The sequence below is a fragment of the Bradyrhizobium manausense genome, from assembly GCF_018130615.1.
Classification (GTDB): Bacteria; Pseudomonadota; Alphaproteobacteria; order Rhizobiales; family Xanthobacteraceae; genus Bradyrhizobium; species Bradyrhizobium manausense_A.
The window spans coordinates 226,605-253,107 of record NZ_JAFCKB010000004.1 but is presented as its reverse complement, the minus strand read 5'-3'; the positions used below and the strand labels follow the sequence as shown (position 1 = coordinate 253,107).

23 protein-coding genes and 1 tRNA gene are annotated in these 26,503 nt (G+C 64.4%); 8 read left to right on the top strand and 16 right to left on the bottom strand.

The features are described from left to right. Nucleotides 1–3 precede the first annotated feature (3 nt). The 5 genes from JQ587_RS10180 to JQ587_RS10160 all read right to left on the bottom strand — a co-directional run bounded on the left by JQ587_RS10180 (nucleotide 4) and on the right by JQ587_RS10160 (nucleotide 6,623). Entirely contained in the window at nucleotides 4–1,509 is a 1,506-nt protein-coding gene (locus JQ587_RS10180) for a M81 family metallopeptidase (protein WP_212425205.1), read from the bottom strand. A 302-nt stretch (nucleotides 1,510–1,811) separates the two neighbouring features. Beyond that, entirely contained in the window at nucleotides 1,812–3,461 is a 1,650-nt protein-coding gene (locus tag JQ587_RS10175) for an ABC transporter ATP-binding protein (RefSeq protein ID WP_212425337.1), read from the bottom strand. 14 nt (nucleotides 3,462–3,475) lie between these two features. Further along, on the bottom strand, nucleotides 3,476–4,363 hold the full coding sequence (locus tag JQ587_RS10170; RefSeq protein ID WP_212301775.1) for an ABC transporter permease: 888 nt from the start codon (nucleotides 4,361–4,363) through the stop codon (nucleotides 3,476–3,478). Nucleotides 4,364–4,383: 20 nt separating this feature from the next. Continuing rightward, the gene (locus JQ587_RS10165) at nucleotides 4,384–5,325 is read right to left on the bottom strand and encodes an ABC transporter permease (protein WP_212301774.1); all 942 of its coding nucleotides are present in this window, start codon (nucleotides 5,323–5,325) and stop codon (nucleotides 4,384–4,386) included. A 167-nt stretch (nucleotides 5,326–5,492) separates the two neighbouring features. Further along, nucleotides 5,493–6,623 carry a M20/M25/M40 family metallo-hydrolase gene (locus JQ587_RS10160; RefSeq protein ID WP_212425204.1) on the bottom strand — a complete coding sequence of 377 codons (1,131 nt, stop codon included), beginning with the start codon at nucleotides 6,621–6,623 and terminating at the stop codon, nucleotides 5,493–5,495. 268 nt (nucleotides 6,624–6,891) lie between these two features. Here JQ587_RS10160 and JQ587_RS10155 point away from each other — a divergent pair, with 268 nt between their 5' ends. Continuing rightward, on the top strand, nucleotides 6,892–8,502 hold the full coding sequence (locus tag JQ587_RS10155; protein ID WP_212425203.1) for an ABC transporter substrate-binding protein: 1,611 nt from the start codon (nucleotides 6,892–6,894) through the stop codon (nucleotides 8,500–8,502). A gap of 119 nt (nucleotides 8,503–8,621) precedes the next feature. Here the strand turns inward: JQ587_RS10155 and JQ587_RS10150 are convergent, their stop codons facing one another. Both JQ587_RS10150 and JQ587_RS10145 read right to left on the bottom strand, forming a co-directional pair. Continuing rightward, the gene (locus tag JQ587_RS10150) at nucleotides 8,622–8,762 is read right to left on the bottom strand and encodes a hypothetical protein (protein ID WP_212301771.1); all 141 of its coding nucleotides are present in this window, start codon (nucleotides 8,760–8,762) and stop codon (nucleotides 8,622–8,624) included. A 54-nt stretch (nucleotides 8,763–8,816) separates the two neighbouring features. Then, the gene (locus JQ587_RS10145) at nucleotides 8,817–10,067 is read right to left on the bottom strand and encodes a multidrug effflux MFS transporter (protein WP_212301770.1); all 1,251 of its coding nucleotides are present in this window, start codon (nucleotides 10,065–10,067) and stop codon (nucleotides 8,817–8,819) included. Between the two features lie 338 nt (nucleotides 10,068–10,405). Between JQ587_RS10145 and JQ587_RS10140 the strand changes: the two genes are divergently transcribed. Beyond that, the gene (locus JQ587_RS10140) at nucleotides 10,406–11,719 is read left to right on the top strand and encodes a hypothetical protein (protein ID WP_349629490.1); all 1,314 of its coding nucleotides are present in this window, start codon (nucleotides 10,406–10,408) and stop codon (nucleotides 11,717–11,719) included. A gap of 14 nt (nucleotides 11,720–11,733) precedes the next feature. Here JQ587_RS10140 and JQ587_RS10135 read toward each other — a convergent pair whose 3' ends face one another. From JQ587_RS10135 to JQ587_RS10125, 3 genes are all read right to left on the bottom strand, one after another. Next, a complete protein-coding gene (locus JQ587_RS10135; protein WP_212425202.1) occupies nucleotides 11,734–12,228 on the bottom strand; it encodes a hypothetical protein in 495 nt (164 codons plus the stop codon). Nucleotides 12,229–12,464: 236 nt separating this feature from the next. Next, on the bottom strand, nucleotides 12,465–13,727 hold the full coding sequence (locus JQ587_RS10130; RefSeq protein WP_212425201.1) for a GGDEF domain-containing protein: 1,263 nt from the start codon (nucleotides 13,725–13,727) through the stop codon (nucleotides 12,465–12,467). 297 nt (nucleotides 13,728–14,024) lie between these two features. After that, nucleotides 14,025–14,113 (bottom strand) — tRNA-Leu (locus JQ587_RS10125). 171 nt (nucleotides 14,114–14,284) lie between these two features. Here JQ587_RS10125 and JQ587_RS10120 point away from each other — a divergent pair. Further along, the gene (locus tag JQ587_RS10120; protein ID WP_212301767.1) at nucleotides 14,285–14,695 is read left to right on the top strand and encodes a twin-arginine translocation pathway signal; all 411 of its coding nucleotides are present in this window, start codon (nucleotides 14,285–14,287) and stop codon (nucleotides 14,693–14,695) included. An 18-nt stretch (nucleotides 14,696–14,713) separates the two neighbouring features. Here the strand turns inward: JQ587_RS10120 and JQ587_RS10115 are convergent, their stop codons facing one another. Next, the gene (locus JQ587_RS10115) at nucleotides 14,714–15,916 is read right to left on the bottom strand and encodes an FAD-dependent monooxygenase (RefSeq protein WP_212425200.1); all 1,203 of its coding nucleotides are present in this window, start codon (nucleotides 15,914–15,916) and stop codon (nucleotides 14,714–14,716) included. A 16-nt stretch (nucleotides 15,917–15,932) separates the two neighbouring features. After that, entirely contained in the window at nucleotides 15,933–16,178 is a 246-nt protein-coding gene (locus JQ587_RS10110; protein ID WP_008562814.1) for a zinc-finger domain-containing protein, read from the bottom strand. A gap of 320 nt (nucleotides 16,179–16,498) precedes the next feature. Between JQ587_RS10110 and JQ587_RS10105 the strand changes: the two genes are divergently transcribed. Together JQ587_RS10105 and JQ587_RS10100 are read left to right on the top strand one after the other, a co-directional pair. Further along, on the top strand, nucleotides 16,499–17,635 hold the full coding sequence (locus tag JQ587_RS10105) for a hypothetical protein (RefSeq protein ID WP_212425199.1): 1,137 nt from the start codon (nucleotides 16,499–16,501) through the stop codon (nucleotides 17,633–17,635). Nucleotides 17,636–17,669: 34 nt separating this feature from the next. Further along, nucleotides 17,670–18,425 (top strand): alpha/beta fold hydrolase, encoded by a 756-nt coding sequence (locus tag JQ587_RS10100; RefSeq protein WP_212301764.1) that lies wholly within the window; start codon nucleotides 17,670–17,672, stop codon nucleotides 18,423–18,425. A 4-nt stretch (nucleotides 18,426–18,429) separates the two neighbouring features. Here the strand turns inward: JQ587_RS10100 and JQ587_RS10095 are convergent, their stop codons facing one another. Then, a complete protein-coding gene (locus JQ587_RS10095; RefSeq protein WP_212301763.1) occupies nucleotides 18,430–19,791 on the bottom strand; it encodes a hypothetical protein in 1,362 nt (453 codons plus the stop codon). A 288-nt stretch (nucleotides 19,792–20,079) separates the two neighbouring features. Between JQ587_RS10095 and cysE the strand changes: the two genes are divergently transcribed. Further along, nucleotides 20,080–20,904, top strand: a complete 825-nt coding sequence (cysE, locus tag JQ587_RS10090; RefSeq protein ID WP_212301762.1) for a serine O-acetyltransferase — start codon at nucleotides 20,080–20,082, stop codon at nucleotides 20,902–20,904. Nucleotides 20,905–21,041: 137 nt separating this feature from the next. Further along, nucleotides 21,042–21,260, top strand: coding sequence for a DUF3126 family protein (locus JQ587_RS10085; RefSeq protein ID WP_007602550.1), 219 nt, complete (start codon nucleotides 21,042–21,044; stop codon nucleotides 21,258–21,260). A gap of 17 nt (nucleotides 21,261–21,277) precedes the next feature. Here JQ587_RS10085 and JQ587_RS10080 read toward each other — a convergent pair whose 3' ends face one another. The 3 genes from JQ587_RS10080 to JQ587_RS10070 are packed head-to-tail and all read right to left on the bottom strand — an operon-like array spanning nucleotide 21,278 to nucleotide 25,031. Beyond that, entirely contained in the window at nucleotides 21,278–22,600 is a 1,323-nt protein-coding gene (locus tag JQ587_RS10080) for an FAD-dependent oxidoreductase (protein WP_212425198.1), read from the bottom strand. Next, nucleotides 22,597–22,902 carry a ferredoxin family protein gene (locus tag JQ587_RS10075; protein ID WP_212301760.1) on the bottom strand — a complete coding sequence of 102 codons (306 nt, stop codon included), beginning with the start codon at nucleotides 22,900–22,902 and terminating at the stop codon, nucleotides 22,597–22,599. The genes JQ587_RS10080 and JQ587_RS10075 overlap by 4 nt, the downstream gene beginning before the upstream one ends. A gap of 2 nt (nucleotides 22,903–22,904) precedes the next feature. Further along, nucleotides 22,905–25,031, bottom strand: a complete 2,127-nt coding sequence (locus tag JQ587_RS10070) for a molybdopterin-containing oxidoreductase family protein (RefSeq protein WP_212425197.1) — start codon at nucleotides 25,029–25,031, stop codon at nucleotides 22,905–22,907. Nucleotides 25,032–25,268: 237 nt separating this feature from the next. Here JQ587_RS10070 and JQ587_RS10065 point away from each other — a divergent pair, with 237 nt between their 5' ends. Then, on the top strand, nucleotides 25,269–26,123 hold the full coding sequence (locus JQ587_RS10065) for an AraC family transcriptional regulator (protein WP_212425196.1): 855 nt from the start codon (nucleotides 25,269–25,271) through the stop codon (nucleotides 26,121–26,123). Nucleotides 26,124–26,503: the final 380 nt, after the last annotated feature.

Sequence of the window (26,503 nt, the reverse complement as noted above, 5' to 3'; positions counted from 1 at the left end):
CGGTTAGCGTGAAGGAGGATTGAAGACGGGGCCGTTCGGCTTGATGCGGATGCCCGGACGCAGCCGCGTCCAGGGCAGCGAGGCGGTGTCGGCCGGCATCGCGCCGGGCGCGGCACAGATCATCAGCTTTTCCGCGATCGGCTCGAAGTCGGCGCGGAAATGCACCGAGCTCTTGTTGACCAGAATTTTTTCCGTCGTCGGCTCGATGCCGACATAGCGATACATCGCCTGGTCCGCGAGCTGGGCCTTGTGCGAGGAGACGACGACGCGGACGTCGCCGATGCGCAAGGCCGCGGAGGGGCCCATCTCCATCTCGCGGCCACCGTAATAGGGACCGGGCGCGATGAAACGGCCGTCCGAGAGCTGTTCCACGACGAAGGTCTCGGTGAGGGGCTCGTCGCCGGGAATGCCGGACTTGCCGCCGAGCGAGAGCGTCACGGTGGCACCGATGCCGGCCGCATGCGCAGCTCTGGCGGATTCCGGATCGTAGATCGCGCCGGTTGCGGCGCTCGCCTTGTTGCGCACCAGCGCGCGCAGCATGCCGGTCGTGTCGGAATCGCCGCCGGCGCCGGGATTGTCCTGGGTGTCGGCGATGATGATCGGCTTGTTCGCGCTCTTGGAGAGTTCCATGGCGTGGCGCACGCCGTCGTCGGGCGACCAGATCTTGCCGTCGAAATCGTCCTCGTGGCTTTCGATCAGCTTGACGATCGCATCCGCGGCGCGGTCGGCGTCGTCCTGCGTCTTGCCATAGGCGAATACGCTCGGTCCGCAATCGCGGAAATCGGCGGCGGGGAAGCCCGGCGCAAAGGACAGTGTCGGAACCGCATCGCTCTCGAGTGCGGCGAGCTTTTCGTAGATGCCCTTGGTGGGGAAGTCATTGGTGCACTGCCAGCTGATCGCGATCAGGAACGGCAATTGGCGAAACGACTTTGCAAAGCGCTGCTTCGTCTTCAGGAGCAAAGCAAGGTGCTTTGCCGCGGCGCGGCCAGTGTCGGCCATGTCCACATGCGGATAGGTGCGGTAGGCGATCAGTGCATCCGCATGTTCCATCATGGCGGGCGTGACGTTGGCGTGCAGGTCGAGGCTCGCGACCAGCGGAACATCCTTGCCGATGACGCGGCGCACGCGCGCCAGGATCTCGCCTTCGCCGTCGTCGAGATGCTCGGTGACCATGGCGCCGTGGAGGTCGAGATAGACGGCGTCGATCGGGCCGGCAGCTGCGATGCCGTCGACCATCACCTTCACGATGCGCTCGAAGGCATCTTTGGTGACATGCGCGGACGGGCTTGCACCGCAGGCAATGGTCGGAACGAGTTCCCAGCCACTGGTTTCGGCGCTGTCGACGAAACCGGCGAGCCCGACATTGATGCGCCGCATCACCTTCAGCACGTCTGCACCGACAGTCATCGCCGGCCAGCCGCCGCCGTGCTGGAAGTCCGCGAATGTCGCCTTCGTCGGGGCGAAGGTGTTGGTCTCATGCAGGAAGCCGCCGACGGCGATACGTGTCATTCAGTTCAGTCCAGCCGATTGAAAGTGCGCGACGTTAGCCTTGGCTTTGTGAGGAGAGCAAGCTGGGAAGCAATCGCGCCATGCATAGGGTCAAGCTGTTTTGGGAATGCTGCGGATGCGGTGGGTGGTGTTGTGAGCGTCAACACTCGCCACAACCTCGGTGTCGTCCTGGCGAAAGCCAGGACCCATACCGCGAGGTCTATCGATTGCGTCTGGTGCGAGTCCCGAACGACCAGTCTTCGCCAAACGTCTCCCTGGGGTAATGGGTCCTGGCTTTCGCCAGGACGACATTGGGGATACAGCTAGGCGCTCGCCGCCACGCCCTCCGACACCGGTCGGAAATTCGCAAAGTCCCAGTTGCGTCCCGGTGCTGCATCCAGCAGCGCCTTGGTGTAGGCCTCCTGCGGATGCGTCAGCACCTCCGCGGCCGGGCCCTGTTCGACGACGCGGCCGTGCTGCATCACCACGACCTCGTCGCAGATCTGCGCCGCGACGCGCAGATCGTGGGTGATGAACAGGATGGCGATGCCGAGCCGCTTCTGGATCTCGTCGAGCAGGTCCAGCACCTGCGCCTGCACGGAGACGTCGAGCGCGGAGACCGCTTCATCCGCGACCAGGACGTCCGGATCGAGCGCGAGCGCGCGCGCAATGGCGATGCGCTGGCGCTGGCCGCCGGAGAACTGGTGCGGATAGCGCGACACGGCATCGGCCGGCAGGCCGACCAGCTCGAGCAGCTCGCGGGCCCGCTTCATCGCATCGGCATGCGAGACGCCGTAATTGATCGGACCTTCCGCGATGCTCTCGCCGACGCTGACGCGCGGGTTGAGCGAGCGGTAGGGATCCTGAAACACGATCTGGATCTTCTGGCGGTGCGGCTGGAGCAGGCGGCGCGAGATGTCGGAGATCTCGCGGCCGGACAGGCGCACGCCGCCGGAGGTCGGATCGATCAGGCGCACGATGCAGCGCGCCACCGTCGACTTGCCCGAGCCGCTTTCGCCGACGATGCCGAGCGTGCGGCCCTTGCGCAGCGTCAGCGTCACCTTGTCGGCGGCAACGACCTCGCGGCCTTTGCCGAAGAAGGCGCGCTCCTTGTAGACCTTGCTGAGCTCGTTGGCCTCGAGCACGACCGGCTCGTGGCTCTCCTCGCGCGGCGGTCGCGGCACCAGGCTCGGCACCGAGGCGAGCAAATTGCGGGTGTATTCCATGGTCGGATTGCGCAGCACGGTTTCGAGCGGACCGGTCTCGACCAAGCGCCCCTGCCGCATCACCGCGACGCGGTCGGCGATCTCCGCGACCACGCCCATGTCGTGGGTGATGAACAGCACGGCCGTGCCGTGATCGCGCTGGAGGTCGCGGATCAGGGTCAGGATCTGCTTCTGCGTGGTGACGTCGAGCGCGGTGGTCGGCTCGTCGGCAATCAGCAGCTTCGGCTCCAGCACCAGCGCCATCGCGATCATGATGCGCTGGCGCTGGCCGCCGGAGAGACGATGAGGGTAGGAGGCGAAGATGCGCTCGACCTGGGGCAGACGGACCTGCTCCATCATGTCGAGAATGCGCCTCTTGCGCGCTTTCGCATCGAGATCGGTATGGGCGCGCAGCACCTCGTCGATCTGGCGGCCGACCGGGACCACCGGATTGAGCGCGGTCATCGGCTCCTGGAAGATCATCGCCATTTTCGTGGCGCGCAGCTGGCGCAGGCGACGATCGGTCGCGGTGAGGATCTCCTCGCCGACGAGCTTCACGCTGCCGCCCGTTGGAACCAGGGTACCCTTCGGCAGCAGGCCCATCGTGGTGAGCGAGGTCACCGACTTGCCCGAACCGCTTTCGCCGACGAGACACAGCGTCTCGCGCTCGTGCACCTGGATCGAGATGCCGTCGATGATCTTCGGTCCGCCCGGCTTCTTGCCGACGGAGACGACGAGGTTGTTGATGTCGAGGACGGGGGTGGTCATCGCTTGATCGGTCATCACTTCCCCTCCCGCTGCTTCATGCGGGGATCGAGTGCGTCGCGGGCGGCGTCGCCGATCAGGTTGATGCTGAGAATGGCGATCGAGAGCAAAAGGCCGGGCCAGAAGATCAGCGTCGGCTTGAGCTGAAAATACTGGCGGCCCTCGGCCATGATGTTGCCCCAGGTCGGCGTCTCCGGCGAGATGCCGGCGCCGAGGAAGGAGAGGATGGCCTCGGTGAGGATCGCGGAGGCGCAGACATAGGTGCCCTGGACGATCAGCGGCGCGATCGTGTTCGGCATCAGGTGCCGCCACATGATCTTCGGCAGCGAGGAGCCGACCGAGATCGCCGCTTCGACATAGGGCTCTTCACGCGCCGACAGCACGACCGAGCGCACCAGGCGTGCGACGCGCGGAATTTCGGGGATCGTGATGGCAACAAGCACGGTCCAGATGCTGGCGCCCGAGAGCGAAACCACGGCGATCGCAAGCAAGATGCTCGGCATCGCCATCAGGCCGTCCATGACGCGCATCAGGATGGAATCGACCAGCTTGAAGAAGCCGGAGACGAGACCGATCACGAGCCCGATGGCGATCGACAGGATCGCCGAGCCGATGCCGATCAGAAGCGAGATGCGGCCGCCATAGATGACGCGCGACAGCAGGTCACGGCCGTAGGCGTCGGTGCCGAGCAGGAACTGCGCGGAGGCGGGCTTGAGGCGCTGCGAGGGCGCAAGCTGGATCGGGTCGTGCGGCGCGATCAGCGGCGCCAGGATCGAGATCACCACGATCAGCGCGAGCAGGATCGTGGCCGCCGCGATGATCGGCGTCGAGGTGAGGAATCCGAGGCGCGGCCGCAGCGGCGACGTGATCGGAATCGAGGACTGGGGAAGGCTATCGACCGTCATGGTTGTTCTTGTCCTTGGCCCTAGTACCGGATCCGGGGATCGAGCAGCGTGTAGGCGACGTCGATCAGGAGATTGACGACGACGTAAATCAGCGAGGTCAGCAGGATCATCGCCTGGATGACCGGATAGTCGCGGGCCAGCACGGCATCGACCGTGAGACGGCCGATGCCGGGGATGTTGAACACGCTCTCGGTAACGACGACGCCGGAGATCAAGAGCGCAAAGCCGGTGCCGATCACCGTGATCACGGGCACGGCGGCGTTGCGCAGCGCGTGCCGCATCATCACGGCGACCTCGGTGATGCCCTTGGCGCGAGCCGTCCGCACGTAGTCCTCGCCGAGCACGTCGAGCATGGCTGCGCGCGTCATGCGTGCGATCAGCGCGATGTAGATGAAGGAAAGCGCGCAGGTCGGCAGGATGATGCGCTCGAAGAACGGCCCGAAGCCGGCCGAGATACTCTTGAAGCCCTGCACCGGCACCCAGCGCAGGTCGATCGCAAAGACCTCGATCAGGACATAGCCGACCACGAACACCGGCACCGAGAAGCCGAGGACGGACAGGCCCATCACGAACCGGTCGATCCAGGTGCCGTGCTTCCAGGCCGCGATGACGCCGAGCGGCACGGCGACGACGACGGCGAGGATGATGGTCGACAGCGCGATCGAGATCGACGGCTCGACACGCTGGCCGATCATCTTGATGACCGGCAGGTTGGAGATCAGGGACGTTCCGAGATCACCATGCAGCAACTTGTTCACCCAGGTGATGAACTGCACGATCAAGGGCTCGTTGAGGCCGAGCGAGGTGCGGATGCGCTCCAGCCGTTCCGGCGTGGCATTGTCGCCGGCGAGGATCGCGGCGGGATCGCCGGGCGTCAGCCGCAACAACAGGAACACGAACAGTGCGACGACACCCATCACGGGCACGGCGGCGAAGATTCGGCGAAGGAGATATCCGAGCAAGTTGGATCCGTCAGATGAGAGTCAAATCGGCGGCAACGGTCATGGCCCGTTCTGCCATCAGCCTAACATTTCAGCAATTCCCGTGCCATCAGGGCCACAGATTTTGCAGTGCGGCCAGTTGTTTTCCGAGTTCGCGTGCTCGATGTGCCGTGGAACGACGATCTGAATCAGTCCAGCGTCGCCAGAAGCCCCGCCATCAACCGGCCACGCTCAACCAGGCTCTCGACCTCGATATACTCTTCGAGCGTGTGGCCGTTGGCGCCACGTACGCCCAGGCCGTCGAGTGTCGGAATGCCCATCGCGCCGGTGAAGTTGCCGTCGGAGCCGCCGCCGGAACTCGCATGCGGTAATTCCGCGCCGAGAGATTTGGCGATGCCGCGCGCCTTTTCATAAAGCGCCATGGTGCCGGCATCCGGCTCCCACACTGGACGGGTGACGCCGCGCGTCACCTTGAAGGTGACGTCGTTCGCGGTTCCCGACAGTGCCAGCATTCGCTCGACGCCGCGGTCGAGATCGGCCTGGCGCTTGGCCATGGAGAGCGCTTCGCCGGTGGCGGTGGTCGCAACGCAATTGACCCATTGGCCGCCATGCACGACGCCGACCGAGAAGGTGCAGTCCTCCGTCGTCATCGCGTCGATCGCGAGAATCTGCCGTGCCATCTCGCGAATTGCCGAGCGTCCCGCCGACAAGGTCGCGCCGGCGTGGCTCGGCCGCCCCGTCGCTTCCAAATTGAATCGCGCGATGGCGTAACGTCCGGTGGTGACACCGTTGTCGGCGCGGCCGGGCTCGGGCACCAGCACATATTTGTTGCGCGCGGCCTCCGCCTCGATGATGTCGCGCGTCGAAGGCGTGCCGACTTCCTCGTCTGGCGTGAACAGCACGGTAATCGGCAGGGGCGTGGCGAAGGACGCGCGCGCGAGCTGTCGGATCGCTTCCAGCGAAAGGTAGTTGCCGCCCTTCATGTCGTAGATGCCGGGGCCGTAGCATCTGTTGCCCTCGCGGCGCCATTTCAGCTTCTCGATGGTGCCGAGCGGATGGACTGTATCCATGTGGCCGGTGATCAGGATGCCCGGCTCGCCTTGCTTGGGATGCGGAAAACGCGCGCGGATGACGCCGCCAAAGCCCTGACGGCCGGCGATGCGCTCGATGGTCGCACCCATGATGGCCATCTCCCGCGCTGCGATATCGAGCATGCGATTGACCGCACTCGCGTCCCAGGTCGGGCTTTCGCATTCGACCCAGGTGCGCAGGCCCTCGAGCATGGCCTCGGAATCGAAGGGAAGATTGGCTGGATTCATCTCAATGTCTCTCAAGCTGAGAAAGATGGAATGCGCATTGCATCAGCGCCGGCAGGACAAGTGGAGAGAGTTGTAGAACCAAACCGATCTTTGTGGAGCCCGTGCGTGCGATGCCATGGGCTGCACCGAAACCGGATTGACGCGCTCAAGACTGTCTGCAAGTCTCGAAAGATAAAGGCATTGCATGGGGTTAGTTCGCCTAAAGAACGAACCTGATGCTCAACCAATAACCTGCCTTTGAACAGTTTCACGTCAGGAGAAACTTTCTATGTTGAGCTTGATGCGCCGGGGGCGTCGCGCGTTCGCCTCCACACTCGCGCTGTCGGTCGTCGCGCTTTCGACGGCGATGGCCTCGCCGGTATTCGCGGCCGGCAAGACCATCACCGCGGTGATGCATTCGGATCTGCGCATCATCGATCCGATCTTCACCACCGCCTACATCACGCGCGACCACGGCTACATGGTCTACGACACGCTGATCACGACGGATGCGAACTTCAAGATCCAGCCGCAGATGGCGGACTGGAAGATCTCCGACGACAAGCTCACCTACACCTTCACGCTGCGCGACGGCCTGAAATGGCATGACGGCGCACCGGTGACGGCGGAGGACTGCGTCGCCTCGCTGAAGCGCTGGGCTGCGGTCGACGGCATGGGTCAGCAGATGATGCAGTTCACCGCGAGCATCGAGGCGACCGATCCCAAGACCATCACGCTGAAGCTGAAGGAGCCCTACGGCCTCGTGCTGGATTCGATCGGCAAACCCTCTTCGCGCGTGGCCTTCATGATGCCCAAGCGCCTCGCCGAGACTCCGCCGGACAAGCAGATCCCCGAACAGATCGGCTCCGGCCCGTTCAAGTTCGTGCAGGGTGAATTCCAGCCCGGCGTGAAGGCGGTCTACGTCAAGAATACCGACTACGTGCCGCGCAAGGAGCCGGCGAGCTGGACTGCCGGCGGCAAGGTGGTGAAGGTCGACCGCGTCGAGTGGATCACCATGCCGGACTCGCAGACCGCGGTGAACGCGCTGCAATCGGGCGACATCGACTTCATGGAAGTTCCGCCGTGGGATCTGCTCCCCGTGCTTGAAGGCAATTCCGACCTCAAGGTCGAGACGCTCAACAAGTTCGGCTACCAGACGCTTGGCCGCATGAACTTCCTGTTTCCGCCCTTCGACAATCCGAAGATCCGCCGCGCCGCACTTCTGGCCATGAACCAGAAGGACGTGCTCGACGCGCTCGTCGGCAATCCCAAATACTACAAGATCTGCGGCGCCTTCTTCATTTGCGACACGCCGTTCGCGACCGACCTCGGCTCCGAATCGCTGGTCAAAGGCAACGGCATGGCGGAGGCCAAGAAGCTGCTCGCGGAGTCCGGCTACGACGGCACGCCCGTCGTCGTCATGGTGCCCGGCGATGTCGTGACGTTGAAGGCGCAGCCGACGGTTGCCGTGCAGCTGCTCCGCGAAGCCGGCTTCAAGGTCGACGCGCAGGCGACCGACTGGCAGACGGTGGTGAGTCGCAGAGCCAGCCAGAAGCCTCCGAAGGAGGGTGGCTGGAACATGTTCTTCACCAACTGGGTCAGCGCCGACGTGTCCAACCCGATCTCCAATCTCTCGATCGGCGGCCAGGGCAAGAAGGGTGGCTGGTTCGGCTGGGCGGAAGACGCCAAGATCGAGAAGCTCAAGGACGACTTCGTCCGTGCTGCCTCGCTCGACGATCAGAAGAAGATCGCAACCGAGATCCAGAAGGAAGCCTACGACCAGGTGATCTACATCCCGCTCGGCCAGTATCTGGCGCCGAGCGCGTGGCGGAAGTCGCTTTCCGGCGTGCTCGACGGCCCGGCGACGCCGGTGTTCTGGAACATCGACAAGTCCGAGTAAGACAAGTCCGGATCAGGGAAGGGCTTCCTGCACCTTTCGTCTCGATCATCGCGCGGCGCCGCTGTCATCAGCGGCGCCGTTTTCTGTTGCGCGAAGCGGGACGAAATGGGGCGTATCGTTCAGCAGTGGCTGTCGCGCACCTGCTCGAGCCCCTCGCTGGCAAACGGCGGGTTGACGACGGCTTGCTCGGCGGCCGCGGCCGGCTCCCCAGTCTGCCGCCGCTCTGACCCGTGACGTTCGTCGTGCTGTTCCAGTTCCATTGAAGCCGCCTCTCGAAATGCTGCAGGACAACATCGAGAGGTCCGCGAAGTTCCTCAGGCGATGGGGCGATGGTGCGGCTTGAACAGCCGTCCCTTCTCCACCACGAGCACGATCGCGAGCGCCGCCAGCGTCGACAGGAAGAAGCCGACGGAGAACGGCAGCAGTGTCCCGTCGAAGCTTTGGCCGATGGCCGTGCCGACGGCGATGCCGATCAGCGTCGTGATCGAGCCGTAGAGCGAGGAGGCGGTGCCGGCGATGTGGCCCTGCGGCTCCATCGCGAGCGCAGTGAAATTGGCGACCATCATGCCGAACGAGAACATCATCAGCGCCGACAGCACCATGAACAGGGGTAGGGGCAGCAGGCCGAGGATTTCGGTCAGCAGCATCACGCCGGCCACCACGGCGTACAGCGTCAGCGCGCCATGCGAGATCACGCGCATGCCGAGCCGTCCGACCAGCTTCGCATTGAGGAAGCCGGCGATGGCCGTGCCGGCCGCGATTGTGGCGAAGGCGAGGGGGAAATAGTGGCCGAGATGATAGATGCCGGTGAAGACCTGCTGCGCGCAGAATACGAAGGCGAAGAGCGCGCCGATGACGCTGCCGGCGGCTGTCGCATAGCCGATGGTCTGGCGATTGGTGACGGTCTGTCGGAAGGCCGAGAGCACGTCGGCGGGCGCCAGCGAGCGGCGTTCGGACTCGGGCAGGGTTTCAGGCAGCCGCAGTACGCTCCATGCCAGCGCGAGCACACCGTAGAGCATCAGCACGACGAAGATGCCGCGCCATTGCGTGACCAGCAGCACCGCTTGTCCGAACGAGGGCGCGATCACGGGCACGGCGATGAACACCATCATCGCAAGCGACATCACGCTTGCCATGCGGCGGCCGGCATAGCAGTCGCGCACGATCGAGGTCGCGATCACGCGCGTCGCCGAGGTGCCGAGGCCTTGCAGCGCGCGCGCGAGCAGCAGTGTCTCGAACGAAGGCGCCGCGACCGCGAGCACGCTCGCCACCGCATAGACCGCCATGCCGCCGAGCAGCACCGGCCGCCGCCCGAAGCGGTCCGACAACGGACCCATGACGAACTGGCCGGCGCCGAAGCCGATCAGGAAGGTCGACAGCACGAGCTGGAGATGGTTGGCGTTGGCAATGGTGAAGGCCGCCCCGATATTGGGCAGCGCCGGCAACATCATGTCCATCGCGAGCGGATTCAGCGCCATGATGGACGCGATCACGACAACGAATTCGGGAAAACCCATCGGACGGTGTCCCGAGGACACCCAATCGTCGGCATTGACGTCGGACAAGCAGCTCACCTCTGATTTCAAAGGTCATATCTAGCGCCCATGCTGCGTCGCACAACCCATGTTTTGGGATGGCTGTCCGGCGGGGCAGGATGCGGTGGGATCAGCATCGCGGTCGCGGCGCCGTCGAGCAGGATCAGGCGATGCGGGATACGAGGGAGGCGCTCGATGCCTGGCTCGCCGCCCGCGCCTCACGCCAGGCACGGCTTGGAAACCAGGGATTCACCATAACAGCGGGGACGGCATATCGGAGAGATGAATCCGCAACGCATCCTCTCCAATGTGGCCCGACCGGACGCCTGTCGGGCGCCGGGGGAACCAAGCCACAGGCAGGATCGGACGTGTCTGATATCACCGGGACAGCACGATGGTCGGGACCTTCGACCGACATGGTCGGCAAGCGGAGCCTTTGGCTTGCCTGCCTGATCGCCCTGGTGGCGTTTCTGGTGTTCGCCAATCTCGCCAACGACGCCGCGCTCGATACGCGATACGGCTGGGACGTTCGCGTCAATTGCGCAGCGGTCGATGCGCATGCTGACGGGCTCGATCCCTATTTCGTGAAAAATCTGAAGGGCACCAAGCTCTCTTATCCTTATCTGCCGGTGACGCTCGACGCCTTCCGCCCGCTGTGTGCAGGCGGCTTTCTCGTCGGCCATCACCGCGGCGTGTTTCTCATCCTAGCCATGCTCAGCAGCTTGCTGCTGCCGGCGATCGGCCGGACGCGCAGCTTGCACGACGTGCCCCTGAAGGGGCTCACCGTGTTCGGTGCGTTCGTCGGCTTCGAATGGGTGTTGGCCTCGGGCAATTTCGCAATCCTCGGCGGCGCGCTGACTGCTGCAGCACTCGCCCTTCTGCTTCGCTCCACGGAGCCCGACGATCGCCATGACGTGGCCCGTGTGGCAGGGGCGGCGCTGCTCGGCGTCGTGATGTCGTTCAAGCTGGTGTTCTGCCCGGTGCTGGCCGCACTCTATTTTCTGCCGCTGTCACGGCGGCGGAAACTTGTCCTGATGACCGTGGCGGGCCTCGGCTTCGTGCTGCCGATCCTGGTCTCGATTGTTTTCTATCCGAACCTGTTCTCGAGTTGGCTGCTCGCGATCACCGGAGGGATCCCCGATCAGCATTCGGTCCAGCTCGAGGAAACCAATCCGTCGCTGCTGCTGCTGGCGCAAAGCATTGTGGATCGTGCCGGTGTCGCCGACAGCAAGCCGCTCGTGTTTGCGATCTACGCGCTGGCGGCAACGGCGTTCGTGCTCGCGCCGCTCGGCTGGTCGCTGCTGCGTGCGATCCGCAACAATGCGGGATCGTTGCCGGCACGCCTCGACGGCTGGCTGATCGATCATCCGCAGGCGGCGATGCGGATGACGGTGCTCGCGATGTCGGGCCTCTATCTCTGCTCGCCGCGCCTCAAGGAATATGCCTTCCTGGAGCTCGCGGTCTACTTCGCGGTCCTGATCGTCGATCTCCCGGCCGCCGCCCTCGCCGCCGTGCTGACCATCGGCATTGCGGTTCCGACGCTGGTCTCGATCACGGGAATGTCGATCGAAGGCAGCTTCGTGCAGATTGCGGCTGCGCTCGTCTGCTTCTGGATCATGTTGTGGGCGTGGTTGGCGGCGCCAGCGCAAGGCGCGCGGGCAGCCGCGGGCGAAGCGGCTTAGCGCTTGCCAGCGCCTCAGGAGTCCGACAGATCTCCGACGATGACGCAGCTCGCGGTGACGTAGGGCGTGGCTCCTCCCGAGCTATAGGTCGAGATGCTGATCGACGGATAACGGCCCGGTCCAATCTTGAAATAGACCTTGTCCGTCACAACGGACCAGCTATTGGCGCTGGCCACGACCTGTGGAGAGACGTTTCCTCGGAGGGGATAGGACCGGCCAAGATCGGAATTGCCCGAGGTCGATCCGGTGTTCAAATCGACACGATCCAGAACCTGGCTGGTTTGCGTGGCGATCGTGCAAGCGACGTGAGTGATATTGAGAAACTTGTTTGCCGGCACTTGAGTGAGTGTCAGAATGAGCGAGTTGGTATTGCCATTTGCCGTAGCCCGATCCTCGTACCATGTGCCCGAGATGACTTGCTTGTTGATCTGCGCATGCGCCGGGGCGGCCAAAGCGACGGCAAACAGCAGCGCGGTGGCCGCGGATTTGGCGAATTCAGCAAAGCGCATGCGAGTCTCCATTTGAAATGATGCGTCAGTTGAAAATGCAAAGGCCACCCGGAAGCGGCCTCTGCTCGTCCGACTCTCCGATTGGTGTGGAATGTTTCGTTGGGATAACCGAATAGTTGGCGGAACTATTAGGTGCGATCGCGCCTCTGCGTCAACGGCGCGATGAGGCAAAGTCTCGTCGCGAGAATCCCGGCAGCCGGGGCCGAGCCGGCATAGCGCTGGCGCACCGCGGGATTTTAGGAGTGTACGTTCGGAGTGACGCCGGACACTCCCTGCACCGGGATGATGCTGGGCGAGGGTGTGGCTGCGCGGGGCCAGGAGATGCAATTTCGCCCGGCAGCTTTTGCGTCGTACAGGGCCCTGTCAGCTTCTTCGAGCAGCGATTGCGGTTCGTCTGCCAATTCATCCCGCCAGGCCAGGCCGATGCTGATGCTCACGTTTTGGCCGGGCAGGCCGGGATGAGACAGCTTAATATTGGCGACCGCGTTCTTCAGGCCCTCGCAAAGGGTCTCCAACTCGGACGGCGTGTTCGCCGGAATCATCGCCGCGAATTCCTCGCCGCCATAGCGGACGATGCTGACGCCGTCTTCGCGAGCTTTGCCGGCAAGCGCTTGCGCAACCGTGCGCAGGCACACGTCTCCGGCAATGTGCCCGGCCGCGTCATTGTACTTCTTGAAGTGGTCGACATCCATCAGGATCGCGCCGATGCTGCGATTTCCTCTTTCCGCGCACAGCCGCGCGGCCTCGGCTTCGAAGAAGCGCCGGTTCGGAAGGCCGGTCAACGCATCGGTATTGGACAGCCGGAGCAATTCCCTGTTCATCAGGCTCAATTCGGTCGCGGCGAGTTCGTAGCGGAGTGTCTCCAGGAAACGGCGCCGCCGACCAATTTCATTTTTGCGGATGACGAGCAGGATTGTCAGTGACGCAGCGGAGCCGATGATGGAGTCGCTCAAGAGGTGGCTCGTGCCGGCTCCATACAGAACCGGCAGAAGCGGATGCAGGATTGCACCGATCAGGCACGTGATCAGACCAGCGACAAACGGAATGGGAACGGCCGCAAGGCAGACAGCGAACAGGATGATCGCCGCCAGCATGTAGTTCTCCTGCGTTGCCGGCGGAGCGGCGACACCGGCGAACTCGATGCTTGCCATGATGGCGAGGACAGCGATGCCATAGGCGAGGCCGGTCCGACCGCCGTCGCGGGATCGAAAGCCGAACATTGCTACGCCCGCACAGAGCATTGCAGCGAGGCAACGCCATGGCCACGCGGCGGCGAACACCTCCAGGCTGTTTGACCGATCGAAGCCGATGGCGGCAAGCGTCAAAACGGCGTTGACGGTCGCCGCGCGGGCCATGTGACGGGCCATCGAAGGCCCACAGCGCGCGACGTACATGTCTTCCAGAGCCGGCCGAAACGACCAGCAGGACGCACGCGCGATCTCGCTCTCGAACTCGGCCCTATCCATGTACCGCGCCAGAATTGTCTGCAATGCCGCCATGATCGGGACGATCGGTTAAGATTGAATGGGGATAGAGCCGGACGCATTGCGGCTCACGCGCGGTCGATACGATGGAACTGGTTGCTTCCCGTTGTCTTACGGAAGGCGCGTGAGGTCTCGACCTCTGCGGCGCAAGATATTCCGTTGATGATGACAGGCCGCTCAAGGGAATCGCGTTGGGAATCTCGACGTTGGCGATGCAGCCAAACCGGGCCAAATCTGGCTGAAAGCGATTCGGAAAACTGTGAAGCGGCTTTCGGTGAGGATTTGGGCTCAAACATCGGAGAGCGAGCGCGTTGGTGCGGGCAGCCGGGGTCGAACCGGCACAGCGCTTGCGCACCGAGGGATTTTAAGTCCCTTGCGTCTACCAATTCCGCCATGCCCGCTTGATCCAACGAGATCAAACACTTAAGTCCTGTCCGGCGGCCTGGAATTGGTGCTGCTGCGCCGGACAGGGGCTCTTCCTTAAGCGAGCCGGCGGCACAAGGCAAAGCCTCAATCCGGACATCTGGTCCTGCTTTAGGCATTCTCAATTCACGGGGACTATTTTTCTGCCCATGCTTGCTTCGCTTTCCTCTTCCTTGCGCGCCTGCTGCGCGATGGCCGCGCTGGTCGCGGCCGGCTTCGCGCTGTCCGGTTGCGCCGGCATGAGCGAGACGGTCGCTCCGGCGTTCGCCGATCCTGCCAAATACGAACTGTACGATTGCAAGCAGCTCGAGGGCGAACGCAAGGCGCTCGCCGCCCGCACCGCCGAACTGCAGAAGCTGATGGACAAGGCCGAGACCGGGGCCGGCGGCGCCGTCGTGTCCGAGCTTGCCTATCGCAACGACTACGTCGCGGTGCGCGGCTCGGCGCAGTTGGCGGAGGACGCCTGGCGCCGCAACCGGTGCCGGGAAACGCCGCCTGATGCGAAGCCGGCGCCTTCTGGGCCGCAGCGGCCGGACATCAAGCCCGCTCCGAAGCGCTAAGGCTGTCTCGCTCCCGCGTCAGGGACGCCAGCCGTAGATCCAGTCCTGCCGCGCCAGCATGCGGTTCGGACCGAGTGCGCGGATCGCAAGATCGCGCGCGAGCGCGAGCGGGCCTCCGAGATGATAGATTCGGCCTTGCTGCCGTGCCGTGCGCTGCACTTTCCTGACACGGACCTGACGGGCGCGGCCATAGTGTGTCAGCGCTGCCGCGACGCTGCCCGCGTCCTCTGCGGCCTTGATGCTCAGATGCCGGGCGAGCACGGCCGCATCCTCGATCGCCATGCCGGCGCCTTGGGCCGCGAACGGCAGCATCGCGTGCACGGCATCGCCGAGCAGCGCGACCGGGCCCTTGCTCCAGGGGCAGCCATCGGGCACGCCGAACAGCGCCCATTTGCGCCAGCTGTCGACGCTTGCGAGCATCATTCGCGCCGCCGGCGGCCAGCGCGGCGCGGCGAAGGCGTCCATCACCTCGGAGGGATCCCCCGGAGTGCTCCAGCCCGGCCTGTTCCAGCTGCCCGGCAGCACCGCCACCACGTTGACTTGGCGGCCGCCCGCAATGGGATAGGCGACGAGATGGGCATTTGGGCCCATCCAGAGCTGCACCCGCCGCGCGGTGTAGTCCCTCGGCAGTTGCGTCGCATCGAGCGTGCCGCGCCACGCGATCAGGCCGGAGAAACGCGGCTGCACCTCGGGGAACAGATGCTGGCGTACCGTCGACCAGATGCCGTCGGCGCCGATCAGGGCGCTGGCGAGGTCGCTGCGGCGAATGGTCCCGCTACGATGGACCACCGTCAGTCCCTTGGCGTGGGGCGCGACATCCTCGAAGGTCGCGCCCAATTTCAAATCGATATCGGGATGGTCTGCGACCGCGCCGGCGAGCGCGGATTGCAGGTCGGCCCGATGCACCACCCAATAGGGGGCGCCAGCGCGCGCTGACGCCGCCTCGCCGAGCGGCATGCGCAGCAATTCGCCGCCGGCGCGCGCGCTCATGATCGAGACCGCCTCCGGAACGACGGCGCGCAGCTTCAGCCGTTCCGTGAGGCCAAGCTCGACCAGCACGCGGCTGGCATTGGGGGAAAGTTGCAGGCCGGCGCCGACTTCCTCGAGCCGCTCGGCCTTCTCCAGCACGACGATGCGGAAACCGCGGGCTGCCAGCGCAAGCGCAGCCGTCAGTCCTCCGATTCCGGCACCGGCAATGACGATCGTTCGCGGGAGGGCCACTGACCGAAGAGAACGGTCAGGCCACCTTGTCCTTCAGCACGCATTCGGGGGGGCGGGCTTCGCCCGGCTTCAGGTCGGCGGCAAAGCGGTACAGCGTCGAGCAGTACGGGCAGATGATCTCGTTGTCGTTGCCGAGGTCCAGGAAGACGTGCGGATGATCGAACGGAGGATTGGCGCCGACGCACATGAACTCTTGCGAGCCGATCTCGATGACGGGAACACCGGCATCGTTATGGAAGTGCGGGACGACATGGTCGGACATCGTAGTTCATCCTGGAGTGGCAATGGCGGCAGACACAATCAGCAGTGACGCGGCATATTATTGACGCCGCGGACCATACTGATGGGTGCAGTTGATTGCTAGCCCGACGGAACCGAAAGGTTCGCAATTGCCCCATGCTCATTTGCTCATGCAAATTCGACACAATCTTGTCGCCTCAGAGAAGCCCTTCTTTCGTCGGGGACGTTGTGTCGCAATTTTGGCATACTATGTCTGTGGACACGCGCAAATGCGGCGAAAGACGTACCATCGCGCGCAAATGACCCTGCGCAAGTGACCCTGCGAATGTCCAGGCTTTCGGCATGAAGTGGCTGCGAATCAGCTCAGCGTTGACCGGGATTGCTGCATGCAGCCTTGTGCTCGCACAGGTAGCGCCGCATGCGCGCGAGGCCGGTGCGATTCTCGCCGCCCAGGACGATCCGGCGGCCATGTCCGAGCTCAAGCTCGATGCGGCCCTCGCGAAGGACGACCACCTGGTCCAGGACAATATTGAAGCCGCGCTCACGGCCGGCGATGCCGATCTTGCCGACAGCTTTGTCGCGCTCGCGCGTGACCGCAATGTCGCGCTGCCCGACGACCTCCTGAGCCGGGTCGGCGATGCCGTCAAAGCCGAGAACTCCTCCTCGCATTTCGCCAAGCGCTTTGCCACCGGCCTCGTCACCGGCAATGCCGACGACGTCGCGAGCCTTTCTGGAACGGTGGCCGGCGATCTCTTCGTGATCGGCGATATCAGGGACGTCGTGCGCGAGGGCAAGCATCTCGCCATGGGCGAGGATACCGATCGCCTGGTGCTCGGTCTTGCCACCGCGGGCCTTGCCGTGACGGCCGTGACCTACGTGTCCGCCGGCGGCGCCGCGCCGGTGCGCGCCGGGCTGACGCTGGTGAAGGATGCGCGCAAGGTCGGACGGCTAGGCGAAGGTCTCGCCGCATGGGCCGGCCGCTCGGCGCGCGAGGTGGTCGACACGCCGATGCTTCAGAACGCGGTCGCCAAGGGATCGGTGTTTCGTCCGGGCGAGACCGCTAGCGCGATCAAGGCCGCGTTCCGCGTCGAGAAGGCCGGCGCGCTGGTCCGGCTCGGCAAGGACGTCACGCGCGTCGCCGAGAAGACCGGCACACGCGGCGCGATGGATAGCTTGCGCATCGCCGAAGGGCCCAAGGATGTCGCGCGCGCGGCTCGGCTTGCCGAAGCGCAAGGCAGCAAGACGCGCGCGATCATGAAGGTGCTCGGCCGCGGCGCGCTGCTGCTCGTCGGCGGCGCGTTCGATCTCACGCTGTGGCTGCTCGGCGCGGCGCTGACGCTGTTCGGTCTGTTGTCCTCGATCAAGGCGACCACCGAGCGCCTGACGCAGGCTTGGTGTGATCGCAGACGGGCCCGGCGCCTTCGCCGGGCGCAGATTGCAGCGGAAGCCGCTCTGGCGGACGCGGCACTTACAGCCTAAGATCAATCTTCCCCACAACATTGCGGAACTGCTGATGCCGAGCTTTCACAACGGCGCCGTTGAAATGGCCTATCTTGACGAAGGCGAGGGTGATCCGATCATCCTGGTGCACGGCTTCGCCTCGAGCAAGAACGTGAACTGGGTCTACCCGACCTGGGTGTCGGAGCTGCGCAAGAACGGCCGCCGCGTCATTGCGCTGGACAATCGCGGCCACGGCGAAAGCGAAAAGCTCTACGAGCCCGCGCAATACTCGATCCCGACCATGGCCGGCGACGTGCTCGCGTTGATGGATCATCTCGCCATCCCGCAGGCCGACATCATGGGCTATTCGATGGGCGGGCGGATGACGGCCTGGCTCGGGCTGAACGAGCCGCAGCGTCTCCGCTCGGCCATTCTCGGTGGCATCGGCATCGGCGGCCTGATCGAGGGCACCGGGCCCGGCGAGAGCGTCGCCAAGGCGTTGGAGGCGCCCTCGCTCGACGAGGTCACCGATCCCGTGGGCCGCACGTTTCGTGCGTTTGCGGACCAAACCCGCTCGGATCGCCGTGCGCTCGCAGCCTGCCTGCGCGGCACGCGCGATCTCATGACCAGGGGCGAGGCCGCGCGCATCGACGTGCCCGTGCTGATCGCGGTCGGCTCGACCGATGATGTCGCGGGCTCCGCGAGCGCGCTCGGCGCGCTCATCCCAGGTTCGGAAGTGCTCGATATTCCGGGCCGCGATCACATGCGTGCGGTCGGCGACAAGGTCTACAAGACCGGCGTCCTGGATTTCCTGTCACGCCGCGCCTGAAGTCTCATCGCGCTTTGGATTCGTCGTCGCCAAGCCAGCGAAACAGCGCCATCAGCACCACGAAGGTCGCAACCCACACCATGCGTGCACCGTAGCGGTCATGCGGGCCCGAGATCACGCCGCAGATGAAGGCGTTGCCGAGCAGGGCCAGCGTCACCGTCGTCGCCAGCAGCGTCAGATCGTCGAGCCTGCGGTGGGCAAGCGCGTGTCCAAGCAGCCCGAGCAGCCCTAGCATCGAGACCAGCGCGACCGGGACATGGAGCCAGTTGACGTAGCTGAAATCGAGGGCCCATCGCTGCTGGCGTGCGGCGCGCATCGCGGCCACCTGCGCCGGGATATAGCGCTCGATGATGCCGTAGGTGTGGGGAATCCAGCCGCTGGTGCCTTCGCCGGTCGCGACGTGGAGCATTTGCTGCCCCATCGCCTGCAACGCCGCCTCGGCCTGCCAGGCCGGATAGGCCGCGAGCGAATGCACGACGATGTATCCCATTTCGTCGTTCATTCCCTCGAAGCGGCCGAGCGTGTTGAACATGCTCTTGCCCCACAGGAATTCATCGGCGGTCGCGGGCAGCTCATTGCGATAGGGACAGAGCTTGAAGCTCTCATGCGGGCAGCGGTCGTTGAGGTAGCGCGCGACGATGCCGTCCTGCATCATGCGGCCAAAGGCGACGCCGGTGCCGCCGGGCGTCCAGGCCCAGGTGCCTGACAGCGCGTGGTTGGCGGAGATCAGCATCAGGCCGCCCGCGACGATCGTGAGGCTGGCCTGGGCCAGTCCGGCGATCGGCAGGCGAGGTCCCAGGAACGGCCGGGCCATCCAGCCAACGGCGCAGAGCCCGAGCAGCACGCCGAGCGTGGCGCTGTGGGTCGCCGCGGCAAAGGCGGTGAAGACGAACAGCGAGACTCTTTCGATTCCCGAGATGCGGCGGCCGCCGACGATCAGGAGAAACAGCGACAGGATCGAGAGCCCTGCAAAAATGTCGGTGAGCAGCATGCTCGCAAGCCAGGGCAGCGCCGTCGACAGGATCAGCAGCAGGCTGATCGCGACGAAGCGGAATGTCTGCATCAGGCCGAGCACGCGCAGCGTCAGCTGCAACAGCCACAGCGTCGCCAGCGACTGGACCGCGAGGTTGATCCAGAAGCCGAAATTCTCGCCATAATGCAGATAGAGGCCGAACACGGTGGAGCGGCTGGGGACGAGGTAGCCCTCGTACCAGCGCGCCAGATAGCCGCCGGTATCCCATTGCAACAGTGGATAGCCGTTCCAGAACGCGGGCGCGATCATCAGGAGGGGCAGGGCCACCGCCGCCAGCCGCAGCCAGAACGTCCCCGCGGCGCTCGCGCGCAATTGGTCGGTGGTGATGCTCAAAACCGCTCCGTCGTCCGCTGGACCATGCCCGCAATAACGGTCGAGGTGAAATTCACCAATAGTTTGACGCCGCCCGGCTTGAATTTGGCCAGACTCTGACCATTTTGAGCCGACCTTGCCGCCTGGGGGCGCCAAAAGAACCTGTTGTGTTTCAACGCGTTGGTATGCTTTCGCCGGGCAACGCGCTGTTCACTCTCAGGCAAGCCCGTCAGGACTTTGTCGCCTACACTGTGCTATAGAGCCAACAAAACCAGCCCATTCGAAGAGCAGATCCCAGAGAGAAAATCCATGGCAGTGCATCAGGTCAATCCGGGAGGCAAGCTCGCGACGCTCGATCCGATCTGGGATCGGATCCGGGGCGAAGCCGAGGACATCGTCCACCGCGAGCCCGAGCTTGCGACCTTCATCTATTCGACGGTGCTGCATCATAGCCGCCTCGAAGATTCGGTGGTCCATCGCGTCGCCGACCGCCTCGATCACTCCGCGCTCTCGGGCGATCTGGTGCGCCAGACCTTCGACGAGGCCTTGCGCGACGATCCCGATCTCGGCAACGCCTTCCGCGCCGATCTCGTCGCGGTCTACGATCGCGACCCCGCGACCTCGCGCTTCATCGATCCCTTGCTCTACTTCAAGGGCTTCCACGCCATCCAGACCCATCGGCTCGCGCACTGGCTCTATCTGAAGGGACGCAAGGATTTTGCATATTACCTGCAGAGCCGCGCCTCGGCGGTGTTCCAGACCGACATCAATCCCGCCGCGCGCATCGGCCGTGGCATCTTCCTCGATCATGCCACCGGCTTCGTCTGCGGCGAGACGGCGGTGATCGAGGATGACGTCTCGATCCTGCACGGCGTCACGCTCGGCGGCACCGGCAAGGAGAACGAGGATCGTCATCCGAAGATTCGTCATGGCGTGCTGATCGGCGCCGGCGCAAAGATCCTCGGCAACATCGAGATCGGCCATTGTGCGCGCATCGCGGCCGGCTCGGTCGTGGTGAAGCCGGTGCCGCATAACGTCACGGTCGCGGGCGTGCCGGCCAAGATCGTCGGCGAGGCCGGCTGTGCCGAGCCGTCGCGCACCATGGACCAGATGATCAACGCGATGGGGCTTTGATCTCGCAAGTCCAGGGGCCGGATTTTGGGGCCGGGTTTTGCCGGCCTTGTCGTCCCCAAATTCTTTGGCAATTCATGCTGGCGGTTCGTCGCGTCTCGTCCTAAAACCCGCCGACCAATTTCGATCGGAGACTTGCCGTGGACGTCAAAGAAGTCAGAAAGCTGGATGCGTATCTGAAGCGCGTGTTCGGCAATCCCAAGATCCGCGTCGTGCCGCGGCCCAAGAAGGACGATTCCGCCGAGGTCTATATCGGTGAGGAATTCATCGGCGTGCTCTTCGTCGACGACGAGGACGACGATCGCTCGTTCCAGTTCCAGATGGCGATCCTCGAGGACGATCTGGTCGATCAGGAATAAGAGCCGATGCGTGCCCCTCAGGGGCACGTATCCAACGCCGCCAGCATGTCCGGGATCGTGACGAATTTCTCCCGGGGCTTGCCGAGCGCGGCTCCCCTGCGTTTCTCGGCCGCATCGATCGTCATCCAATCCGGATAGCTCACGAGGCGTGCGGCCCGGCCGGCGAGGCGCGCAAGCAGCGCGTCGCGGCCATCCGAGCGCGGCCGGCGGTAGGACAGATCGGCCAGCAGGGCCTCAGCCGTCGCAATCCCGCAGCCCCTGTTGGTGCCGATCGTGCCGTTCGGTCCGCGCTTGCTCCATCCGCAGACATAGAGGCCTTCGACCAGAGCAGAACCGATCGCGACGCGTCCGTCGATATTGGCATGGACGCCGCGATGGGCGTCATAGGGAACGCCGGCAACAGGCATCGTCCTGCGGCCAATGCTGCTGAAGGACAGGCCGCACGCGATGTCCTCGACGACGCCCGATCGATGCTTGAACGAGATCGTCTCGATGCGGTCTCGTCCTCGGATCGCGACCGGAGACAGACCAAACCGAAAGACGCAGCGCCGCGGCCTGGTCGCGGCCTGCTGCGAAAACGCGCGCAGCAGCGACAGCTTTTCATTGGTTTCCGGATCGTCGGAGCGTTGCGGCTCGAATTCATCCGGTGTGACGTCGCGCAGATCGACCCGTGTGTCGCACGCCGCGAGTTCGACAAAGTCGCGCAATTCCTTTGCCGTGAACTTGGCCCGCGCCGGCCCGCCGCGGCCGACGACGTAGATCTCGCGAACCCGGCTCTCCGCCAGCGCTTCGAGCGCATGGCGCGCGATATCTGTCCGGCGCAGCTCGTCGGCCGTTTTTGCGAGAATCCGCGCGACGTCGAGCGCGACGTTGCCATGGCCGATCACGACCGCGGCCTCGTGGCCGAAATCGAACTGGCGATCGCGGAATTCGGGATGCCCATTGTACCAGGCGACGAAATCGCCGGCGCTGTGATTGCCCGGTAGCGTTTCGCCGGGGACGTCGAGGGCCTGGCTCAGCTCGGCGCCCGTCGCGAGCACGACGGCGTCGTAGGCCATGCGCAGCTCGTCGACCGTGACGTCGTCTCCGACCGTCACGCCGCCGATGAAGTGGAAGCCGGGCATTGCGGCGATGCGGTCGAAGGCCGTCGTGACCTGCTTGAGCTTCGGATGGTCGGGCGCGACGCCGAACCGCACCAGCCCGTAGGGCACGGGAAGCCGCTCGAACATATCGATGGTCATCGGCACGCCCGAGCGCAACAAGGCTTCACTCGTGTAGAAGCCGCTCGGCCCGCTGCCGATGACGGCGACGCGGCGCTCGCTGGCAGCAGGCCTCGTCATCGGCCGAGCGCCACCTTGCGCTCATCGGCGCCCGGCAGGGGCACCAGGCGCGCGCTCAGCACGGGCGTTTCAGCCGCTCGCTTGCGGTTGACGTCGATCCAGAATGTCTTGTCCGCAGGCAAACGATAGTCGGGCTCGATCGCACCGACCGGGCAGGCCGGTGCGCAGCCGCCGCAGTCGATGCAATTCTCCGGATCGATATAGGTCATGGTGTCGTCGACATGGAAACATTCGACGGGACAGACGGTGACGCATTCGGTGTACCGGCAGCCGCGGCAATTGTCGGTGACCACATATGTCATCGTCAGGCACCGCTGACCTGAACGAGGATGTCGGAGAATGTCGGGGCGCGGCCGAGGTCGGCGAACGCGGGCGGCGTCAGCGCGTGCACCGTTGCGCCCTTGCGATTGGAGCGCTGCCAATAGCCTGACGGTGCCACCACGACGCCCGGCATGATGTCCGGTGAAACCGTCGCAAAGGCCTCGAACGAGCCGCGATCGTTGAACACGCGAATGGGCGCGCCCGCAACGATGCCGCGCTGGGCCGCGTCATCGGGGTTGAGAAGCACAGCCTGCTCCTCGCCGGCCTGCGCGGTCTGGGCCGGCAGGTTGCCGTAGTTCGAATTCAGGAAGGCGTGACTCTTTGGCGAGATCAGGCTGAGCGGATAATGCGTTGCGAGCGCCGGCGCCGTTCGCGCGTTCTCGTTCGGCGGGATGTAGTGGGGCAGGGGATCGACCGGCGTGCCATCCTGGTCGCCATTGTAGCCCTGGCGGAACAGCGGCACCACGAAGTTGCCGCCGCCGGCGATGGTTGATTTGAACTCGCACTTGCCGGACGCAGTCGGAAAATTGCCCTCGCGATGCGGCGCCCAGTCCGCCGGCGCCGGCATGTTGAGGCGCGCATAGCCCTTGGTCTTGACGTCATCGAGCGTGATGCCCGCAAGCACCGGGTTGCTCCAGTCCAGCGAGCCCTCGATGATCTCGTCGTCGCTCCGGAAGAAGGCCGGGTCGGTCATGCCCATTGCGCGCGCGAGCCGGCGGAACAGCTCGGTGTTGGAGACAGCTTCGCCGAGCGGCGCGATCGCCTGGTTGTTGTAGGACAGGTAAAGATGTCCCCAGGAGAACATGATGTCCTTCTGCTCGAGCTGGGTGGTCGCCGGCAGAACGATGTCGGCATATTTTGCGGTGTCGGTCAGGAAGTGCTCGCTGACGACGGTGAAGAGATCCTCGCGCTCTAGGCCCTTTTCGAGCTTGCCCTGCTCGGTCACCATCGCCATCGGATTGGCGTTGTAGACGAACAGCGCCTTGATCGGCGGATCGAAGCCGAGCTCGCCGGTCAGTGCCGCTCCGAGGCGCCAGGAATTGAGCACGCGCATCTTCTCCGGCTGCAGATCGGGACGCATCAGCACGTCCCATCTGACCGGGAATGCCCAGATCGGAAGCTGGAGCAGGCCGCCACCGACATGTTTCCACGCCCCGATCAGTCCCGGAAGGCAGGCGATCGCGCGCACGGTCTGGCCGCCGCCGGCATGCCGTTCGACCGCGACGCCGATCCGCACGACGGCGGGCGGCGTGGTCGCGAATTCCCTGGCCAGCTTGACGATGTCACTGACGGGAATGCCGGTTTCCTGCGATGCAAATTCCGGCGTATAGCTCGCCGCCCGTTCTGCCAGCTCGTCGTAGCCGACGGTGTATTTGTCGACGTAGTCGCGATCGACCAGGTTCTCCTTGATGATGACATGGATCATCGCAAGCGCGAGCGCAGCATCGGTGCCGGGGCGGATCGGGATATGCCAGTCGGCGAGGCGCGCCGTGCGGGTCTTTACGGGATCGATGACCACGAGCTTGGCGCCGGCCTTCTTTGCCTGCTCGATGAACGGCCAGTGGTGCGAGTTCGTGCTCAGCGTGTTGCAGGCCCACAGGATGATGTACTTCGAATGCACGAAGCTTTCGGGATCGACGCCCGGGGTGTGCCCGATCGTCATCATGTAGGCGGTACACGAGGCGGAATCGCAGAACGTGCGCTCCAGAACCGTCGCCCCCAACTTGTTGAAGAGGGGATCTCCGACGTTCAGTCCGTTGATGATGCCCTGCGTGCCCAGATAGCTGTAGGGGAGGATCGCCTGCGCGCCGTGCTCGGCAATGATTGTTTTCCAGCGCGATGCGATGGTCTCGATGGCTTCGTCCCAGGAGATCCGTTGAAACTGCCTCGAACCCTTGGGGCCGACCCGCTTCAGCGGATGGAGGATGCGCTTGTCACTGTAGACGCGCTCCTCATAGTTGTTGACCTTCACGCAGAGCCGTCCGCGCGTGAACGGATGATCGGGATTGCCGCGGACGGCGATCGCCTTGCCATCCTCGACCGTGGTCAGGATGGAGCAGGTGTCCGGGCAATCATGGGGGCACGCGCCTATTACCGTGGTCCGGGCCATGGGTCTCTCCGCTTCCCGATTCAACGGGGCCGAGGATGCGGCGGCCGGGGGCGGGCTGGCTTTTCAAAACGTGCGGTGTTGTTGTCCCGGACTGCTCTCGGTTGGTGGACGGCCGGCCGGATGTCTGGCATGCTAATTGCTGGACCCGGCAATACTCCTTACCCACATCGCGCTATCTGGCGGAGATTCACGATGGGTATGCTCGGCAATTCTGTCGATAAATATGTTACCGGCAGAATGCTTCAGACGTCCAACGATCGGCGATGGGGGCATCTCCTCGCCGAGCGATGGAGCCACGAGCCGGGCGATCTGCCGCCGCAATTGCCGCGTGACACCGAGATCGCGATCCTGCTGCGCGGCAACTCGGTCGTCGATCGTGAAGGCGCGGGCATGCGGCAGCGCACTTTCGGCAGGAAGGGCACCGTATGGCTCTGCCCGGCCGGCATCCGCGAAGACTTCATCCGTGTCGAGAGCCAGATGCAGGAATGCCTGCATCTCTTTCTGCCCGGCAAGCCGTTCGACGACACCATGCTCAGGGATCTCGATATCGACCCGTCGGGAATCACGATCCGCTACGAGAGCATCGACCAGGACATGTTCATCGAGCATGTCGCGGATCGGATCCTGAAGGAGCTTGAACAGGAGACCTCCACCGGCCGGCTGCTGATCGAAAGCCTCGGGCGCGCGTTGTCGGCGCATCTGGTGCACGCCTACTCGGCGACGTCCGTTCGTCTCAGGCAATCCTACGCCGTTCAGAAGCCGCTCGATGCCAAGCGGCTGCTGCGTGTGACGGAGTTCATCGACGATTCCGTCGAACGCGACGTGACGGTGAAGGATCTCGCATCGGTGGCCTGCATGAGCCCGGCACACTTCTCCCGCAGCTTCAAGGCGGCAACCGGCACTGCGCCGCACGAATATATCAGCCGCCAGCGCCTCGATCTCGCCAAGCGGCTGCTGTTGACCAGCGATCGCCCGCTGGTCGACATCGCCTATGCCACGGGCTTCTCGTCGCAGGCCAATTTCAACCGCGCCTTCCGCAAGGCGGTCGGCACGACGCCGAGCCTGTATCGGGCGCGGAAGGAGCGGGACTGAGGCTGCATCGGCGTGCGCGGGCGGCAAGATTTATGCCTTTGCAAGAATGCGCAGCCGCGCAATTGCATCGGCGACCGTGACGCCCTCGGCATCGATGAGTTCGGCCTGCACGACCATGTCGCGCTCCGTCTGCTCGATCACCCGTGCCCGCGCCGTGTTGGTGAAGGTGGGCTGAGCCTGGAAGCGGATCAGTGCACCCGCTCTCGTCGAAGCCGAGCCATTCGCGTCCCAAGAGTTGGGCGCCAGATGGCAGGTTTGTTGCTACATCGCTCATATCAATCACCGCAATGGTTTCGTGGCGGCAAGGGCATTAGGCAGTTGATCCGCCGCAAGACCCGGTGGCGGTGACGAGATCGGCAACAATCCGTGACTAGGGGATA